The organism is Sphingopyxis sp. MC1, from assembly GCF_000371385.1.
In the GTDB taxonomy this organism is placed as follows: Bacteria; Pseudomonadota; Alphaproteobacteria; order Sphingomonadales; family Sphingomonadaceae; genus Sphingopyxis; species Sphingopyxis terrae.
Map to the genome: position 1 here is coordinate 475,268 of NZ_AOUN01000003.1, position 15,305 is coordinate 490,572.

At 63.7% G+C, this 15,305-nt stretch carries 20 protein-coding genes; 12 read left to right on the forward strand and 8 right to left on the reverse strand.

From position 1 onward, the window contains the following. Window positions 1-74: 74 nt before the first annotated feature. Window positions 75-1,394, reverse strand: a complete 1,320-nt coding sequence (mnmE, locus tag EBMC1_RS06085; protein ID WP_081611145.1) for a tRNA uridine-5-carboxymethylaminomethyl(34) synthesis GTPase MnmE — start codon at window positions 1,392-1,394, stop codon at window positions 75-77. An 8-nt stretch (window positions 1,395-1,402) separates the two neighbouring features. Further along, window positions 1,403-1,699: a DUF6489 family protein gene (locus EBMC1_RS18315; RefSeq protein ID WP_003042105.1), complete on the reverse strand. Its 297-nt coding sequence runs from the start codon at window positions 1,697-1,699 to the stop codon at window positions 1,403-1,405. Between the two features lie 93 nt (window positions 1,700-1,792). Between EBMC1_RS18315 and EBMC1_RS06095 the strand changes: the two genes are divergently transcribed. Genes EBMC1_RS06095 through EBMC1_RS06105 form a run of 3 tightly spaced genes read left to right on the forward strand, consistent with a single transcriptional unit; the run spans window position 1,793 to window position 4,512 of the window. Beyond that, the gene (locus tag EBMC1_RS06095) at window positions 1,793-2,491 is read left to right on the forward strand and encodes a dienelactone hydrolase family protein (RefSeq protein ID WP_003042109.1); all 699 of its coding nucleotides are present in this window, start codon (window positions 1,793-1,795) and stop codon (window positions 2,489-2,491) included. Next, a complete protein-coding gene (locus EBMC1_RS06100) occupies window positions 2,488-2,898 on the forward strand; it encodes a nuclear transport factor 2 family protein (protein ID WP_003042111.1) in 411 nt (136 codons plus the stop codon). Before EBMC1_RS06095 ends, EBMC1_RS06100 begins: the two co-directional genes overlap by 4 nt. A gap of 15 nt (window positions 2,899-2,913) precedes the next feature. Continuing rightward, window positions 2,914-4,512: an FMN-binding glutamate synthase family protein gene (locus tag EBMC1_RS06105; protein ID WP_003042114.1), complete on the forward strand. Its 1,599-nt coding sequence runs from the start codon at window positions 2,914-2,916 to the stop codon at window positions 4,510-4,512. Here EBMC1_RS06105 and EBMC1_RS06110 read toward each other — a convergent pair. From EBMC1_RS06110 to hemE, 6 genes are all read right to left on the reverse strand, one after another. Further along, on the reverse strand, window positions 4,509-4,910 hold the full coding sequence (locus EBMC1_RS06110; RefSeq protein WP_003042117.1) for a DUF1489 domain-containing protein: 402 nt from the start codon (window positions 4,908-4,910) through the stop codon (window positions 4,509-4,511). The genes EBMC1_RS06105 and EBMC1_RS06110 overlap by 4 nt on opposite strands. Window positions 4,911-4,973: 63 nt before the next feature. Then, window positions 4,974-5,684 (reverse strand): TerC family protein, encoded by a 711-nt coding sequence (locus tag EBMC1_RS06115; protein ID WP_040589709.1) that lies wholly within the window; start codon window positions 5,682-5,684, stop codon window positions 4,974-4,976. Window positions 5,685-5,692: 8 nt separating this feature from the next. After that, the gene (locus EBMC1_RS06120) at window positions 5,693-5,986 is read right to left on the reverse strand and encodes an antibiotic biosynthesis monooxygenase family protein (RefSeq protein ID WP_003042123.1); all 294 of its coding nucleotides are present in this window, start codon (window positions 5,984-5,986) and stop codon (window positions 5,693-5,695) included. Between the two features lie 6 nt (window positions 5,987-5,992). Further along, complete coding sequence (gene rho / locus EBMC1_RS06125; RefSeq protein ID WP_003042126.1) at window positions 5,993-7,249, reverse strand: transcription termination factor Rho; 1,257 nt, start codon at window positions 7,247-7,249, stop codon at window positions 5,993-5,995. 192 nt (window positions 7,250-7,441) lie between these two features. Then, entirely contained in the window at window positions 7,442-7,894 is a 453-nt protein-coding gene (locus tag EBMC1_RS06130) for a CopD family protein (RefSeq protein ID WP_003042130.1), read from the reverse strand. 4 nt (window positions 7,895-7,898) lie between these two features. Further along, a complete protein-coding gene (gene hemE / locus EBMC1_RS06135) occupies window positions 7,899-8,927 on the reverse strand; it encodes a uroporphyrinogen decarboxylase (protein WP_003042131.1) in 1,029 nt (342 codons plus the stop codon). A gap of 336 nt (window positions 8,928-9,263) precedes the next feature. On the opposite strand from hemE, the gene EBMC1_RS06140 reads away from it, so the two are divergent. The 9 genes from EBMC1_RS06140 (at window position 9,264) to EBMC1_RS06180 (ending at window position 15,280) form a co-directional block, all read left to right on the forward strand. Then, window positions 9,264-10,082 (forward strand): pyruvate, water dikinase regulatory protein, encoded by an 819-nt coding sequence (locus EBMC1_RS06140; protein WP_003042133.1) that lies wholly within the window; start codon window positions 9,264-9,266, stop codon window positions 10,080-10,082. Next, the gene (locus EBMC1_RS06145; RefSeq protein WP_003042135.1) at window positions 10,079-10,678 is read left to right on the forward strand and encodes a Maf family protein; all 600 of its coding nucleotides are present in this window, start codon (window positions 10,079-10,081) and stop codon (window positions 10,676-10,678) included. The genes EBMC1_RS06140 and EBMC1_RS06145 overlap by 4 nt, the downstream gene beginning before the upstream one ends. Next, window positions 10,675-11,499: a shikimate dehydrogenase gene (gene aroE / locus EBMC1_RS06150; protein WP_040589714.1), complete on the forward strand. Its 825-nt coding sequence runs from the start codon at window positions 10,675-10,677 to the stop codon at window positions 11,497-11,499. The genes EBMC1_RS06145 and aroE overlap by 4 nt, the downstream gene beginning before the upstream one ends. After that, on the forward strand, window positions 11,496-12,119 hold the full coding sequence (gene coaE, locus EBMC1_RS06155; RefSeq protein WP_003042141.1) for a dephospho-CoA kinase: 624 nt from the start codon (window positions 11,496-11,498) through the stop codon (window positions 12,117-12,119). The genes aroE and coaE overlap by 4 nt, the downstream gene beginning before the upstream one ends. Window positions 12,120-12,138: 19 nt before the next feature. After that, window positions 12,139-12,840 carry a DNA polymerase III subunit epsilon gene (gene dnaQ, locus EBMC1_RS06160; protein ID WP_003042143.1) on the forward strand — a complete coding sequence of 234 codons (702 nt, stop codon included), beginning with the start codon at window positions 12,139-12,141 and terminating at the stop codon, window positions 12,838-12,840. Window positions 12,841-12,887: 47 nt separating this feature from the next. Then, a complete protein-coding gene (hpf, locus tag EBMC1_RS06165; RefSeq protein WP_003042145.1) occupies window positions 12,888-13,463 on the forward strand; it encodes a ribosome hibernation-promoting factor, HPF/YfiA family in 576 nt (191 codons plus the stop codon). A gap of 164 nt (window positions 13,464-13,627) precedes the next feature. Then, the gene (locus EBMC1_RS06170) at window positions 13,628-14,092 is read left to right on the forward strand and encodes a PTS sugar transporter subunit IIA (protein WP_003042148.1); all 465 of its coding nucleotides are present in this window, start codon (window positions 13,628-13,630) and stop codon (window positions 14,090-14,092) included. A gap of 21 nt (window positions 14,093-14,113) precedes the next feature. Then, entirely contained in the window at window positions 14,114-14,452 is a 339-nt protein-coding gene (locus tag EBMC1_RS06175) for a DUF1491 family protein (RefSeq protein WP_003042150.1), read from the forward strand. 195 nt (window positions 14,453-14,647) lie between these two features. Then, window positions 14,648-15,280 carry a cell wall hydrolase gene (locus EBMC1_RS06180; RefSeq protein ID WP_040589509.1) on the forward strand — a complete coding sequence of 211 codons (633 nt, stop codon included), beginning with the start codon at window positions 14,648-14,650 and terminating at the stop codon, window positions 15,278-15,280. Window positions 15,281-15,305: the final 25 nt, after the last annotated feature.

The window sequence follows — 15,305 nt, forward strand, 5'->3', positions numbered from 1 at the left end:
CTTAGCTGATTCGGCGGGGTCGGTCTATGGCGCCAGCGCGCATGGGGCGGCATGAGCCTGTTCCACGTGGAACATCATTTGCCGATGCAGAAGCGTCCGAACAATGCATCGAGCATATCCTCGACGCCGGCGCGCCCGGTGATCCGGTCGAGCACCCCGGCAGCAAGTCGCAGGCGCTCGGCAATAAGGATCAGGTCGCCGGCCTCGCGCGACCTAGGGTCTATGCCAAGCCATTGCTGCGCTTCGGCGAGTGCAGCGCGTTGACGCTGGCGCAGCGCCGCTTCGCCTTCGCGGGGCAGCAGCGTTCGCGCGATATCGACAATCATGCCATGCAGCGCTTCCATCCCTTCACCCGTCGCCGCCGACAGGATCAGGTCGCAGCGAGCAGCATCGGCCTCGGCAGCAGCATCGCCGCGCCAGTGATCGGCCTGCGCCGCAATCAGGATGCAGCGGGGATGGTCGGGGGCGTCACGCGGCGGGCCGAGCCACAGGACGATGTCTGCGGCCTCCACCGCGGCGCGTGCGCGATCGATGCCGATCGCTTCGACGACATCGGCGCCTTCGCCGCGCAATCCCGCGGTGTCCGAAAAGCGCATCGCAATACCATCGAGCGCCAGCGGGGTTTCGATGATGTCGCGCGTCGTCCCCGCGACGGGCGATACGATTGCCAACTCGCGCTGCGCCAATGCATTGATAAGCGTGGATTTTCCTGCGTTCGGCGGCCCGGCGATCACCACCGACAGCCCTTCTGCGATCACTTCGGCCGCCGGTCGCGCCAGCCACTCACCCAACTCCGCCGCCAGCGCCGCCATCCCCGCAACCAACCGCGCAGCAGCGCCTTCGTAAACGTCGACGTCATCCTCGTCGGCAAAGTTCAGCTCGGCCTCTGCCGCCGCCATCAACGCCAGCAAGCGTTCCTGCCACGCGGCCACCGCGCGCGACACATGGCCGCTTGCTAGCCCGAGCGCCTGCACCCGCTGGCTTTCGGTTTCGGCCGCGAGCAGGTCGGCAAGCCCCTCGGTCTCGGCCAGATCGATCCGGCCATTCAGAAAAGCGCGCCGGGTGAATTCGCCCGCCTCGGCGCGGCGCAACCCCGGAAGCGCTGTCAGCGCCGCTTCGACCGCAGCGACGACTGCGCGGCCGCCATGCAGATGAAACTCGGCCAGATCTTCGCCCGTCGCCGTATTCGGTCCCGGAAACCAGAGGATAAGCGCCCGATCGAGCGGCGCGCCCGTTGCATCCGTCAGATCGGCAAGCGATGCATGACGCGGCGGCGGCAGGCGCCCCGCTAACGCCCGCACGGCATCGGCGGCGTGTGCGCCGCTGACCCGCACGACCGCGATCGCCGCCGGCGGCATCCCGCTCGACAGGGCAAAAATTGTTTCGCTTGCCAGCGTGTTGATCAGCGCTTGCTTCCCCGCGCCGGCTTGTCATCGTCATCCTTGGCCGCGGGCTTCGTCGCTGCCCCCATCAGCCCGCCACCGAACTGACCGAGCAGCGATTGCACCAGGTTCAATCCGCTCTCGCCCATCGGGACCCAGCTCTTGACCATCGACTGGACCATGTCGGGCGTGATCCCCTTCGCCATCAGTTCCTTGACGCGGCTGAGGTAGATGTCGTGCAGCGGCTCGAGGTCGGGAAGTCCGAACAAGCGCCGCGCCTCTTCGGGCGTGCAATCGACCTCGATATTGAACTTCATTGTTTTCCGCCCTTTCCGCGCTTGAGCGTCGCCCTGTCGGCGGCTAGCTTCGCGCTTTCACAGCCAATAAGCAAGAGTCAGGAGAGCCCCCTCATGTCGCCAACCAACAGCGAAATCGCCGCACTCGACGGCGAAGGCCGGATTCCCGCCTATGTCGCGCGGCCCGATGCCGACACGACGCGCGCGATCATCGTGATCCCGGAGATTTTCGGCGTGAACGAAGGCATCCGCAAAAAGGCCGACGACTGGGCGGCGCTTGGCTATCTGGCGATTGCGCCCGATATTTTCTGGCGGTTCGCGCCCGGTGTCGAACTCAGCCCCGATATCGAATCCGAATTTCAGGAAGCGCTTGGCTATTTCGGGCAATATGATGCCGATCTGGGTGTCAAGGATATCGAGGCCGCGATCCGGTGGCTGCGCAGCCAGGGCGCGACCAAGGTCGGCTGCGTCGGCTTCTGCCTTGGTGGACGGCTGGCCTATATGGCGGCGACGCGAACCGATATCGATGCTTCGGTCGGCTATTATGGCGTCATGATCGACACGATGCTGAACGAGGCGCATGCGATTGCCAAGCCGCTGATGCTCCACATTCCGACCGAGGATCATTTCGTCGATCATGCCGCGCAGGCAAAGATCCACGAAGCGCTCGATCCCAATCCCAAAGTCACGCTCCACGATTATCCCGGCCTCGACCATGGCTTCGCGGCAACGATGGGCAATCGCCGCAACGACGATGGCGCGCAGCTTGCCGATAGCCGCACGCGCGACTTCTTCGCCGAGGCTCTTGCATGAGCGCCGGATCCGACGTCCATCCCGGACTTGCCGCCTGGCACGCCTATATGGCGGCGGGCGGCGATCCGGAAACATTGCGCGCGATGCTGGCCGACGACGCGGTATTCCATTCGCCCGTCGTTCACTCGCCGCAAGCGGGCCGCGACAAGGTGTTCGCCTATCTGCACGCGGCGAGCCATGTGCTCGGCGGCGACAATTTCCGCTATCTGCGCGAAATCGCCGACGGCAACCAGGCTTGCCTCGAATTTGCGACCGAGCTCGAAGGTATCCACATCAACGGCGTCGACGTCATCCGCTGGAACGATGATGGAAAGATACAGGATTTCAAGGTGATGGTTCGCCCGCTCAAGGCGATCAACAAGGTTTGGGAGAAGATGGCGGCGATGCTTGCAGCGCAGGCGGGCTGACCGCGTTTCCCTGTCATGCGCCGCTGGATCGTCTTTCCCGTCCTGATAGCTGCGATTGCGCTGGCGCTATGGTGGGCGCCCGCGCGCTGGAGCTTGCTGATCTGGATGCCGTTGCTGCTCGTGGCGCTCTACGACGTCATGCAGTCGCACCATTCGCTGCGTCGCAACTATCCGCTGATCGCGCGCATCCGCTGGTTGTTCGAGGCGTTGCGGCCCTTTCTTTACGCTTATGTCGTCGAAAGCCCGCTCGACGGCCGCCCCTTCGCGCGCAACGAACGCGATCTGGTCTATGCCCGCGCCAAGGGGCAACTCGACAGCCATCCCTTCGGAACCGAACTCGACGTCTATTCGGACGAATATGAATGGATGAGCCACAGCATTGCGCCCGCCGAAGCGCATGACCGGACGCGGCGGGTCCGCGTCGGAACCGCGCAATGCGCGCGGCCTTATGATGCGGCCCTCCTCAATATTTCGGCCATGAGCTTCGGGTCGCTCGGCGCCAAGGCGATCGAGGCGCTCAATCTTGGCGCCAAGGCGGGCGATTTCTACCACGATACCGGCGAAGGCGGCTTCAGCCCTTATCACCGTGTCCACGGCGGCGACATCGTTTGGGAATTGGGCAGCGGCTATTTCGGTTGTCGCGACGATGGGGGTCGTTTCGACCCCGATCGCTTTCGCGATGCCGCGCAACATGATCAGGTCAAGATGGTCGAAATCAAGCTCAGCCAGGGCGCGAAGCCGGGCCATGGCGGCGTCCTCCCCGGCCCGAAGGTGAGCGCCGAGATCGCTGCGACGCGCGGCGTTCCCGAAGGCAAGGATTGCGTATCGCCGGCCTCGCATTCCGCCTTTTCGACTCCGATCGGAATGGTCGAATGGGCGGCGAAGCTGCGCGATCTGTCCGGCGGAAAGCCGGTCGGGATCAAGCTTTGCGTGGGCCAGCCGCACGAAATCTATGCCGTCATGAAGGCCATGCTCGAGACGGGAATCCGCCTCGACTATATCGTCGTCGACGGCGCCGAAGGCGGCACCGGCGCCGCTCCGGTCGAATTTTCGAACCGCGTCGGCATGCCGCTTCGCGAAGGCTTGATCTTCGTCCGCAACGCGCTTGTCGGCTGCGGACTCAAGGAAGAAATCCGTCTCGCTGCATCGGGCAAGGTGCATTCGGGCGCCGGGCTCGCGGTCAACTGTGCCCTCGGCGCCGACTGGTCGAACGCGGCGCGCGCTTTCATGTTCAGTCTCGGCTGCGTCCAGTCACTCAAATGCCACACCGACGAATGTCCGACGGGCGTGGCAACGCAGGATGCCGGGCGCCAGCGCGGTCTGGTCGTCGAGGACAAGGCCGAGCGTGTCCGCCGATTCCAGGCGTCCACCGTGTCGGCGCTATGGGATATCAGCTGCGCAATGGGGCTCGACGATCCATGGCAGATAAGGCCGCACCATCTGCACGAGCGGCTGAATTCAGCGCGCTCGGATTCGATCGACCGCATCTACAGCTTCTACCCGCGCTCCATTCTGCTCGACGATCCGGGATCGGTCGCCAGCGCACGCTATTGGGCGATGGCGCGTGCCGACAGCTTTCGCGCCGCCATCGAGGGCACACCCGGCGAGCGCTAGATCAGGCTGATCGCCGCCAATTCGCGATAGAGTTCGGGCGGCAGATCGCCGATTCCGCTCGCGCCATCCGCAGTCTTGGGCGCGTCGGCCTCGCTCAGATAACGCCAGCCCTGGTGCGCACGCTTGGGCTGCGGATGAACGGGTTCGAGCCTGGCCGCACAGACGATATCGACCCGCCCATCGTCCCGATCGTCAAAGGCCAGGATTTCGACGCGCCCGACGATCATATGGCGAATGATGAAATGCAATCTGCCGCCGATCAGGTCGTCGGCACGTTTCGGCTTGAACCGCGTCGTGAACCGCACTTCGCCCTGCTCCGCACGTGCGGCAATCCGCGCATCCAGCGACGGATAGTCGGGACAACCCACAGCAACACGGGTGAGATGGAGCTTTGCCATATCCGCCAAATGGGGATTCCACCGGCAAAAGAAAAGCCGGCCTCTCACGAGACCGGCCTTTACTCAGCCGAACAGAGTTCCCAGCCCGACCGCGGGGTCGATCCAGCCTTCGTGGATCATCTTGACCGCGACATAGAGGATGACGGCAAGGCCGACATAGGCGATCCAGCGATAGCGCTCGATATATTTGGCGATGATATTCGCCGCGACACCCATCAGTGCGACCGCGAAGATCAGCCCGACGATCAGGATGCCCGGATGCTCGCGCGCCGCGCCGGCAACCGCAAGCACATTGTCGAGGCTCATGCTGACATCGGCGATCGCAACCGCCCAGGCGGCGGCGGCAAAGCTTTTCGCAGGCTTCAGCCCCGAATGTTCATCGCCCTCGATCTCGGGCGATCCGGCCGAATGCGCGCCTTCGCGCAGTTCGCGCCACATCTTCCAGGCGACCCAGATCAGCAGCAGACCGCCGACGAAGATCAGACCTACAATCTGCATCAACTGCGTGACGACAAGTGCGAAGGCGATGCGCAGGACGAGCGCCGCCAGAACGCCGATCAGGATCACCTTCTTGCGCTGATCGGCGGGCAGCCCAGCGGCGAGCGCGCCGACGACGATCGCATTGTCGCCGGCCAGCACGATGTCAATCATCAGCACCTGCACGAAGGCAGCGAGCGCAGCGGGTTCGGTGATGTTCGAAAAATCGGCGACGATGTGCGACCAGATTTCGCCGAACCCACCGGGCCCGGCAGCGGTCGCCGCCTGCGTCAACATTTCCAAAATCACACGGCGTCTCCGAAATAGCTGACCCCCGGCACGGGGTCGTAAAAGCGATGCAACAGCGCCCGCCACCGTTCATAGCGGTCGGATCGACGAAAACCATCGCGATGATCCGCAACGGTGCGCCATTCTGCCAACAACAGATAGGGCTGCCCGGTTCCCAATGGCCGGCGAATTGTCAGCGAAAGGAAGCCGGGCGAGGCTTCGATCAGCGGCCGCGCTTCCGCAACGGCCGCTTCGAATTCCACTTCCATTCCAGGCCGGACCGGCAGCAAGGCATGCTCGATCACGGCCATCGCGGCTTACTGGTTCATGCTGTCGAAGAAATCTTCGTTGGTCTTGGAATCCTTGATCTTGTCGAGCAGGAATTCCATCGCATCGACCGTGCCCATTTGCATGAGGATGCGGCGCAGCACCCACATCTTGCTGAGCTTGTCCTTCTCGACGAGCAGTTCTTCCTTGCGGGTGCCCGACTTGCCGACGTCGAGGGACGGGAAAATGCGCTTGTCGGCGACCTTGCGGTCGAGGACGATTTCGCTGTTACCCGTGCCCTTGAATTCTTCGAAGATCACTTCGTCCATGCGGCTGCCGGTATCGATCAGCGCGGTCGCGATGATCGACAGCGATCCGCCTTCCTCGATATTGCGCGCGGCACCGAAGAAGCGCTTGGGACGCTGAAGCGCGTTCGCATCGACACCGCCGGTCAGAACCTTGCCCGAGCTCGGCACAACGGTGTTGTACGCGCGGCCGAGGCGGGTGATCGAGTCGAGCAGGATGACGACATCCTTTTTGTGCTCGACCAACCGCTTCGCCTTTTCGATCACCATTTCGGCGACCTGGACGTGGCGCGTCGCGGGCTCGTCGAAGGTCGAGGAAACGACCTCGCCATTGACGCTGCGCTGCATGTCGGTGACTTCCTCGGGCCGCTCGTCGATCAGCAGGACGATCAGATAGACCTCGGGGTGATTGTCGGTGATTGCCTTCGCAATATTCTGGAGCAACACCGTCTTACCCGTGCGCGGCGGCGCGACGATCAGCGCGCGCTGGCCCTTGCCCTGCGGACTGACGAGATCGATCACGCGCGCCGACTTGTCCTTGACGGTCGGATCGATCGTATCGAGCTTGAGCTTCTGGTTCGGATAGAGCGGCGTCAGATTGTCGAAATTGACGCGGTGGCGCACGACCTCGGGATTGTCGAAATTGACGCTGATCAGCTTGGTCAGCGCGAAATAGCGTTCGCCGTCCTTCGGCGCGCGAATCTCGCCCTCGACGGTGTCGCCGGTGCGCAGACCATATTTGCGGACCTGATTGGGCGACACATAGATGTCGTCGGGACCGGCAAGATAATTGGCTTCGGGACTACGCAGAAAACCGAAGCTGTCGGGCAGAACCTCGATCGTTCCCGATCCGATGATTTCCTCGCCCTCTTCGGCGAGTTCCTTGAGGATCGAGAACATCAGATCCTGCTTGCGCAGCGTCGAGGCGCCCTCGACGCCCAGCTCTTCAGCCATTTCGACGAGTTGCGCGGGCGATTTTGTCTTGAGTTCTTTAAGATGCATGGATGGATTCCAGGTAACAGAAATATAGGAAAATTCGTTCGATACGGCGCACCAGGCGGTGCCTATCCGGCCGGGGGACGACCGTTCACGATAGCTTCGGCGCCAAGATCGCGCCGCCGACGGAAAGCCGGGTTGATCGGCCCCTAAGCCGCCGATTTCGTCAAGTCAATCGGCTGTCGCCGAGACGACCGGTCAAAAGGGCCGGACGACCGCCAGAATGACGATGATCGCCGCGGCCACGCCCGGCACCTCGTTGAGCATCCGCAGGCGCTTTTCGGACAGCGGTCGTTCGCCGCGCTTCAGCTTCTTGAAATAGCCAATTGTCCAGCCGTGATAGCCCGACAGCAGCAGGACAAGCAGGAGCTTGGCGTGAAACCAGCCCTGCGACCAATAGCCGCCATTGAAAGCGAGCATCAGACCCAGAATCCAGACGATGACGAGCGAGGGATTGAGGATGATCTTGCGCAGGCGATCTTCGCGCTCGATCCATTTCCTGTCCTCGTCCGATCCCACCGCACATTGGTGATGATAGACGAAAAAGCGTGGCATCATGAACAGCCCCGCCATCAGGAAGATGACGAAAATCACATGCGCCGCTTTCACCCACAACATCGTGACCCCCAGAAATCCAGTCCAGTCTGCCATCCCGCTACTCGCCTCGCACGCGCCTGATCAGATGTTCGACATGGGCTATGGGCGTGTCGGGCACGATACCATGGCCGAGATTGAAGATATGGGGCCGTTCGGGGAAAGCTGCAAGGATGCGATCGATCGCAGCGTCAAGAGCCGGGCCGCCGGCGACCAGCGCAAGCGGATCAAGATTGCCCTGCACCGGTAGATGACCGGGAAGAATATCGTTGGCCCAAGCGGGATCGACCGTTTCGTCAAGACCGATCGCATCGGCGCCGACGCCGCGCGCATAAGCCGCTAGCTTGCCGCCCGCGCCCTTCGGGAAACCGATGATCGGCGTGTCGGGATGGAGCGCCTTCAGCCGGCGGACGATTTCGGCATTGGGCGCGATCACCCAGCGTTCGAACTCGGCGGGCGACAGGCTTCCTGCCCAGCTGTCGAACAACTGGACCGCCTCGACCCCCTGTTCGATCTGCCCCGACAAATAGGTCACGCTGAGGTCGACGATCGCATCGATGATCGCCCCGAACGCCGCCGGATCGGAAAGCGCCATGCGCCGGGCGGCCGCCTGGTCCTTCGATCCTTGGCCGGCGACCATATAGGTGGCGACTGTCCAGGGACTGCCGGCAAATCCCAGAAAGGTCGTCTGGGGCGGCAAGGCGGCTGCCACGCGCGCTACCGTTGCATAGACCGCGTCAAGCCGCTCGGGCGCCGCCTCGAGCGACGCCAGGGCGCTATCGACGAGCGGCGGGGCGAGCCGCGGCCCCTCACCCGTCTCGAACCACAGCCGCTGGCCCAGCGCATGCGGCACGACCAGAATGTCCGAAAAGAGAATGGCGCCGTCGAAACCGAAGCGGCGGATTGGCTGCAGCGTCACTTCAGCTGCGGCCTCAGGATCATAGCATAGTTCCAGGAAGCCGCCCTTGGTCGCCCGCAACGCACGATATTCGGGAAGATAACGACCGGCCTGACGCATCAGCCACAGGGCAGGCCGTTCCTGCCGCACCCCACGCAGCGTTGCCAGCAAGCTCTTCGATGACGCCTTCACGCGGCCCCTCTTTCTCTCTTCATAATATATATAAATGATTGTGGTGGATTGTTGGCGGGCGGATAAGCGCGCTTTAGGCGCAGCCGCCCTTTTTGCCAACAGCTTGACTCCCGCTGGCCCGCCAGACCCCACAGAGTCGTTGGCTCTCATCCCCGCTATTCACAGCCTGTGGATAAGACTCGTTCCTTGTGGATAAGCGGTGGGGCGGAATCGACGCGGCCGGGGATGGAATCGCCCTGCCGATTTCATCCCGGGGCTTGTCCGCGAACTTATCCACAGCCTCGGAAATTCGCTTCACGGCTTGCCTTTTCGGATCGCAAGGCGGCAAGAGAGGCGATGGACCGCCTTCACCTTCACCTCATATCCGATTCCACCGGCGAAACGCTCGAAAATATTGCCAAGGCCGCGATCGCACAGTTCGACGATGTCGAAGTCGTGCGCCATTTCTGGCCGATGGTGCGCTCGGAATCGCATCTCGACCGGATCATGGCGGAGGTTCAGGCGAGCCCGGGCATGATCCTCTTCACCCTCGTCAACGGTGAGTTGCGCGCCAGTCTCGAGCGCCGCGCCGAGGCTCAGGGCCTGCCGCTTGTTCCTGCGCTCGACGCCGTAACCGACGCCTTGTCGCGCATGCTCGGGCAGGAAGCCAAGGCGCGACCGGGCCGTCAGCATGCGCTCGATGCCGCCTATTTCGCGCGCGTCGAGGCGATCCAGTTCACCGTCGCACATGACGACGGGATCGGCTGGGAAAATTGGGAACAGGCCGACATCCTGCTCGCCGGCGTATCGCGAACCTCCAAAACGCCGACGAGCATCTATCTGGCGAATCGGGGATACAAGACGGCCAATATTCCGATCGTTCCCGAATCGCCGCCGCCCGACGCGCTCTATCATCTGAAGCGTCCGCTCGTCGTCGGGCTGACGACCAGCCTCGACCGCCTTGTCCAGGTTCGGCGCAACCGTCTGCTCTCGCTCAATCAGGCGCCCGAAACCGCCTATGTGGACGATGAACGCGTGAAAGCCGAAATCGCCTATGCCCGCCGCATGTTCGCCGACAATGACTGGCCGGTGATCGACGTCACACGCCGTTCGATCGAGGAAACGGCGGCTGCGGTGATCAAGCTGGTCGAGGATCGCGGAGGCCGGCCGGCATGACGCAGATCGTCCTTGCATCGCAGAGCAGCGGCCGTGCCGCGATGCTGCGCGCGGCCGGAATCGCGTTCGAAGCAACCGCGGCGCATGTCGATGAAGAGGCGCTGACGGCCGGTCTCGTTGCCGCCGGCCAGACGGCGCGCAACATCGCCGATGCGCTGGCGGAGGCCAAGGCGATCAAGATTTCTTCTCGGCTGCCCGGCGTTACCGTAATCGGTGCCGATTCGACGCTCGCGCTCGCCGATGGGACGATGCTCGCCAAGCCTGAGAGCCCCGATGAGGCAGCAGACCATCTGCGCCGCATGGCGGGAACGCGGCACAAATTGTTCAGCGCGGTCGTTGTGGCGCGCGACGGCGCGCCGGTCTGGCGCGCGATCGGTGAGGCGCGGCTGTGGATGCGGCCCTTGTCGGACGCCTTCATCGCCGACTATGTGGCGCAGCATTGGGACAGCATCCGCTGGACCGTTGGCTGTTACGAAATCGAGGGGGCGGGCGTGCAATTGTTCGATCGGGTCGAAGGCGATCCCTGGACGATCATCGGCATGCCGATGCTGCCGTTGATGGCATGGCTGCGCGCGACCGGGCTGGCGCCGCAATGAGCGCTGCCGATTCTGCCCCTTATGCCGAGGTGATCGGCGATCCGATCGCCCAGTCGAAATCGCCGCTGATCCATGGCTTCTGGCTCGATGCGCTGGGCATGAAGGGCGAGTATCGGCGCGCGCATGTGAAGCCCGACGATCTGGCGGCCTATATCGCCGAGCGCCGGACCGATCCCGCCTGGCGCGGATGCAATGTCACCATTCCGCACAAGATCGCGGTGATGGATCTGGTCGATGATCCGGGCGACATTCGCGGCACGATCGGCGCGATGAATACGATCGTGCGGCAGCGAGACGGGGCGCTTATCGGGACCAACACCGATGCTGCGGGCTTCTATGCCCCGCTCGCCGAACTCGATCTCGAAGGCGCGCCGGTTGTGCTGATCGGCGCGGGCGGCGCAGCGCGGGCGGTGCTTTTCGCGCTCGCGCGCGCGAAGGTCGGGCATGTCACCATCCTCAACCGTTCGCCGCTGAAGGCGATGGGCCTGCTTGCCACCTTCGGGCTCAAGGGCGATGTCGTCGCGCTCGATGCCCCGCTTCCGCCCGCTGCGCTGCTCGTCAATTCGAGCAGTCTCGGCATGATGGGTCAGCCGCCGCTCGACCTCGACCTGTCGCCGTTGCCCGACGATGCGATCGTATACGATCTTGTTTACGCACCGCTGATAACAGGGCTGCTCCGCGCTGCGGACGCGCGCGGGCTGGACATCGTCGATGGGCTCGACATGCTGATCGGTCAGGCGGCCCTGGCATTCGAGCTGTTTTTCGGCGCGCCGCCGCCCGAGGGACGCGACGAGGAATTGCGCGCGATTCTGACGGCATGACGCATTACAAGCGCCCCGGATCGCGGCTTCGCCGACCGTTCATTCTCGGCCTGACGGGTTCGATCGGCATGGGGAAATCGACCGCGGCGACGATGTTCGAACGCGAAGGGGTGCCGGTGTTCGATGCCGATGCCGAAGTTCACCGCCTGCAAGGTCCCCGCGGTGCCTTGGTCGCCGCGATCGAGGCGCGCTTTCCCGGCACCACCGGTCCGCGCGGCGTCGATCGCCAGGAACTCAGCCGCCGCGTGCTCGGCAACCGTCACGAGCTTGCCGCACTCGAAGCGATCGTCCATCCCGCAGTCGGCCGCGCGCAGAAGAAATTCCTTGCCCGTCACCGCGCGCGCGACGTCGTCGTGCTCGACATTCCGCTCCTGTTCGAAAAAGGAGGCTGGCACCGCGTCGGCGCCGTCGCCGTCGTCACCGCACCGATGTGGATCCAGCGCAAACGCGTGCTGCGCCGGCCCGGCATGACCAACGCAAAGTTCAAGGCGATCCGGGGCCTGCAGGTTCCCGATCGCGTCAAGCGCGCGCGCGCCGATTTCCTGATCGAAACCGGCCGCCCGAAAAGCGAGACCCATCGTCAGGTTCGGCGGATCGCCTCTTGTTTCCATGCGCAATAGGGTCCAGATTGTTTGAAAGATGCGTGAGATAATCTTCGATACGGAAACCACGGGACTCGACCCCAGAACGGGGCACAGGCTGGTCGAAATCGGGTGCATCGAATTGATCGACCGCCGCGAATCGGGGCGGACCTTTCACGCCTATTTTCACCCCGAACGCGATATGCCGGCCGAGGCCGAGGCGGTGCACGGCCTTTCGATCCAGTTTCTGTCCGACAAGCCGCTCTTTGCCGCGCGCGTCGACGAATTGCTCGACTTTCTTGGTGATGCGCCGATGGTGGCGCACAATGCTGCTTTCGACTTCGGTTTCGTCAACGCCGAACTGGCGCGCGTCGGCCGGCCGCCGCTCGATATGGCGCGCATGTGCTGCACCGTGCAGATGGCACGCAAGCTTCATCCGGGCGCCAAGCACAGCCTCGATGCGCTTTGCACGCGCTACGGCATCGACCGCAGCCACCGCGTCAAGCACGGCGCGCTGCTCGACGCCGAACTGCTGGCGCACCTCTATATCGAAATGACCGGCGGGCGGCAGATCGGGCTGGGGCTCGCCGCCGAACCCACCGCCGCGGCGCGGGGTGCCGCCCCGGCACCAGTCCGATCGGTCGCCCCCACCCGCCCGTTTCGCGAACCGCGCCCGCACGGTGCAACCCCGGCCGAACTGGCGCGTCATGCAGAATTCGTCGCCACGCTCAATCAACCCCTGTGGCACGATAGTCCCTGATCGCGGCTCCCCCGCGATCCCGTGGACATGACTGAAGGAGAAGAAAAATGGAAATCCGCGTCTCTGGCCACCAGATCGAAACCGGCGAAGCGCTGCAGGCGCATGTGTCGGACCGGATGAACGCGATTGCCGACAAATATTTCTCGCGCGCGATCGGGGCGCACGCGACCTTCGGAAAGGGACCGCACGACAGTTTCCAGTGCGACATCGTCGCGCATGTCATGCAGGGTCTGGTCCTGAAAGGCCATGGCCAGGCGCAGGACGCGCATGTCGCGTTTGAGGGCGCGGCCGACCGTATCGAAAAGCAGCTGCGCCGCTATATGCGTCGGCTGAAGGACCGCAACAACGGCAATGGTGCGCAGTTGGTGACGATCGAGACGATCGAGGACAATGCCAGCTATGTCGTTTTCGACGGCGGCACCGATGATGAAGATGCGGGCGATGCGCCGGCGATCATCGCCGAAACCCGCGTCGATATCCCGACGAGCAGCGTGTCCGATGCGGTCATGATGCTGGATTTGCGTGACACCAATGCGCTGCTTTTCGTCAACAGCAAGACCGGGTCGCACAACATGGTCTATCGCCGCCGCGACGGTACGATCGGCTGGGTCGAGCCCCGCTAGTAGACAATAGGGCTGGATTTTCTCTGCCGTTCGGCCTAAGGGCCGCGCCCAACAAAGCCCGAAAGCCGGACGGCGGGGGCCAGCCTAGTCCGCTCAAGCGAACCAACGCCAACAGGATGACCCGCGTGGCGTCGCCTTGCGGCCATGCAGATTTGACCAGACCGATGAACCTATCCTCCCTCCTGTATCCGGCCACCGTGCGTGCCAATGTGCAGCTTGATGCCAAAAAGGCGCTGTTCCCCTATGTGGGCGAACTGGCGGCGCGGTCGCTGGGGCTCGACGCGGGCGAAGTGAGCGAGGCGCTGCTCGAGCGCGAACGGCTCGGTTCGACCGGCTTCGGTCGCGGCATTGCCTTGCCGCATGCCAAGATGGCCGATCTCAACGGCGTGCGCGGCATGTTCCTGCAGCTCGCGCGCCCGATCGATTTTCAGGCGGTCGATGGTTTGCCGGTCGATCTTCTCTTCGTACTGCTGTCGCCGCTCGACGCGGGCGCCGACCATCTGAAGGCCCTCGCCGGCGTATCGCGGATGCTGCGCAACGACAGCATTGCCGAACGATTGCGCGGTGCGAAGAATGACGAAGCGCTTTATGCGATGCTCGTCGATGCCGAAGCGCGCGACGCGGCCTGACCTTCCGGGGCGGCTGCTCCGATGACGCGCTTCACCAGCCGGTTCCTCGTCGATCTTCTTATCCGCGAAACCGAGGCCGCGGGCGGATTCGCTGCGGTTCTTGCCGCGGGCGACGATCATTCCGGCTCGATCCTCGTCCAGTGCAGCGACCGCGGGGTCGCGGGGCCGCTGCTCGAACGCCGCTTTGCGATGACCGGTAATTATGTATGGGAAGCGGTCGGACCCGACCCCGCTAGCGATGGTGAAGAACGCGTAAACTATCAGGACCGGCGGCGAAAGGCCGATCCCGACTTGTGGATCGTCGAACTGGATATCGCAGATGCGCCACGACTCGTCGCGGAGTGGGGCGCGTTAACTTGACTCTGTTGCGGCGCACAATAGGTGCCCGGCCACTTGATAACGCGTAGGTCGTATCGCGGGTTGCATCCGTCTTTTCGGACAGGCCCGATTTACCGATATGGACACGCAGTCGGATGACGACCGCAGGTGGTTCAGGATCGACGATCCCCCAGCCTGTTAGATTTAGGTTCGTCAGCCGCCCTTTTGACGGATTAGATGAGTCGTATTCTGAACGCTGCCAGCGTGGCTGCCGTGGGCATGACTGCCTTTGCCGCGCTGTCGTTGGCCGAACCCGGCTTCGCCAGTGACCTGGCTGCCGACGCCAACATCCCCGCAATCACGCTGCCCGCCGCCCATGCGCCGACTGACAGCGATGCGGCAGCTCCGTCGACCGAAGCCGAAACGCCGGTCGATATCGCCACCGACGACAGCGCTGTTGCCGATACGCTGGCCCAGTTGGTCGCGGCGACCCCGAAGCCCGAGACGATCGATCCCGAACTGCGCTGCCTGGCACAGGCGGTCTATTTCGAATCGCGCGGCGAATCGCTGGCGGGACAGCTCGCGGTCGCGCATGTCGTGATCAACCGCGCGAAGTCGGGCCGCTTCCCGACGACCCTGTGCGGCGTCGTCCATCAGCCGAGCCAGTTCAGCTTCGTGCGCCGCGGCAAGATGCCCGCCGTGCGCAATGCCGTCCAATGGTCGAACGCGCTGGCGATCGCGCAGATTGCGCGCGACGACAGCTGGCAGAATAGGGCGCCCGGCGCACTGTTCTTCCATGCGCGCTACGTCTCGCCCGGCTGGCGCAAGACGCGCATCGCGCAGATCGACAACCATATCTTCTATCGCTGAATTCGCGGGTGCGGGGGCCACGCCC

What these genes read in the sequence shown, in the direction of transcription:
- EBMC1_RS18315 (WP_003042105.1), bottom strand. Translation starts at nt 1,699, where the DNA reads ATGAAGTTCAATATCGAGGTCGATTGCACGCCCGAAGAGGCGCGGCGC.
- EBMC1_RS06095 (WP_003042109.1), top strand. Translation starts at nt 1,793, where the DNA reads ATGTCGCCAACCAACAGCGAAATCGCCGCACTCGACGGCGAAGGCCGG.
- EBMC1_RS06100 (WP_003042111.1), top strand. Translation starts at nt 2,488, where the DNA reads ATGAGCGCCGGATCCGACGTCCATCCCGGACTTGCCGCCTGGCACGCC.
- EBMC1_RS06105 (WP_003042114.1), top strand. Translation starts at nt 2,914, where the DNA reads ATGCGCCGCTGGATCGTCTTTCCCGTCCTGATAGCTGCGATTGCGCTG.
- EBMC1_RS06110 (WP_003042117.1), bottom strand. Translation starts at nt 4,910, where the DNA reads ATGGCAAAGCTCCATCTCACCCGTGTTGCTGTGGGTTGTCCCGACTAT.
- EBMC1_RS06115 (WP_040589709.1), bottom strand. Translation starts at nt 5,684, where the DNA reads ATGTTGACGCAGGCGGCGACCGCTGCCGGGCCCGGTGGGTTCGGCGAA.
- EBMC1_RS06120 (WP_003042123.1), bottom strand. Translation starts at nt 5,986, where the DNA reads ATGGCCGTGATCGAGCATGCCTTGCTGCCGGTCCGGCCTGGAATGGAA.
- rho (WP_003042126.1), bottom strand. Translation starts at nt 7,249, where the DNA reads ATGCATCTTAAAGAACTCAAGACAAAATCGCCCGCGCAACTCGTCGAA.
- EBMC1_RS06130 (WP_003042130.1), bottom strand. Translation starts at nt 7,894, where the DNA reads ATGGCAGACTGGACTGGATTTCTGGGGGTCACGATGTTGTGGGTGAAA.
- EBMC1_RS06140 (WP_003042133.1), top strand. Translation starts at nt 9,264, where the DNA reads ATGGACCGCCTTCACCTTCACCTCATATCCGATTCCACCGGCGAAACG.
- EBMC1_RS06145 (WP_003042135.1), top strand. Translation starts at nt 10,079, where the DNA reads ATGACGCAGATCGTCCTTGCATCGCAGAGCAGCGGCCGTGCCGCGATG.
- aroE (WP_040589714.1), top strand. Translation starts at nt 10,675, where the DNA reads ATGAGCGCTGCCGATTCTGCCCCTTATGCCGAGGTGATCGGCGATCCG.
- coaE (WP_003042141.1), top strand. Translation starts at nt 11,496, where the DNA reads ATGACGCATTACAAGCGCCCCGGATCGCGGCTTCGCCGACCGTTCATT.
- dnaQ (WP_003042143.1), top strand. Translation starts at nt 12,139, where the DNA reads ATGCGTGAGATAATCTTCGATACGGAAACCACGGGACTCGACCCCAGA.
- hpf (WP_003042145.1), top strand. Translation starts at nt 12,888, where the DNA reads ATGGAAATCCGCGTCTCTGGCCACCAGATCGAAACCGGCGAAGCGCTG.
- EBMC1_RS06170 (WP_003042148.1), top strand. Translation starts at nt 13,628, where the DNA reads ATGAACCTATCCTCCCTCCTGTATCCGGCCACCGTGCGTGCCAATGTG.
- EBMC1_RS06175 (WP_003042150.1), top strand. Translation starts at nt 14,114, where the DNA reads ATGACGCGCTTCACCAGCCGGTTCCTCGTCGATCTTCTTATCCGCGAA.
- EBMC1_RS06180 (WP_040589509.1), top strand. Translation starts at nt 14,648, where the DNA reads ATGAGTCGTATTCTGAACGCTGCCAGCGTGGCTGCCGTGGGCATGACT.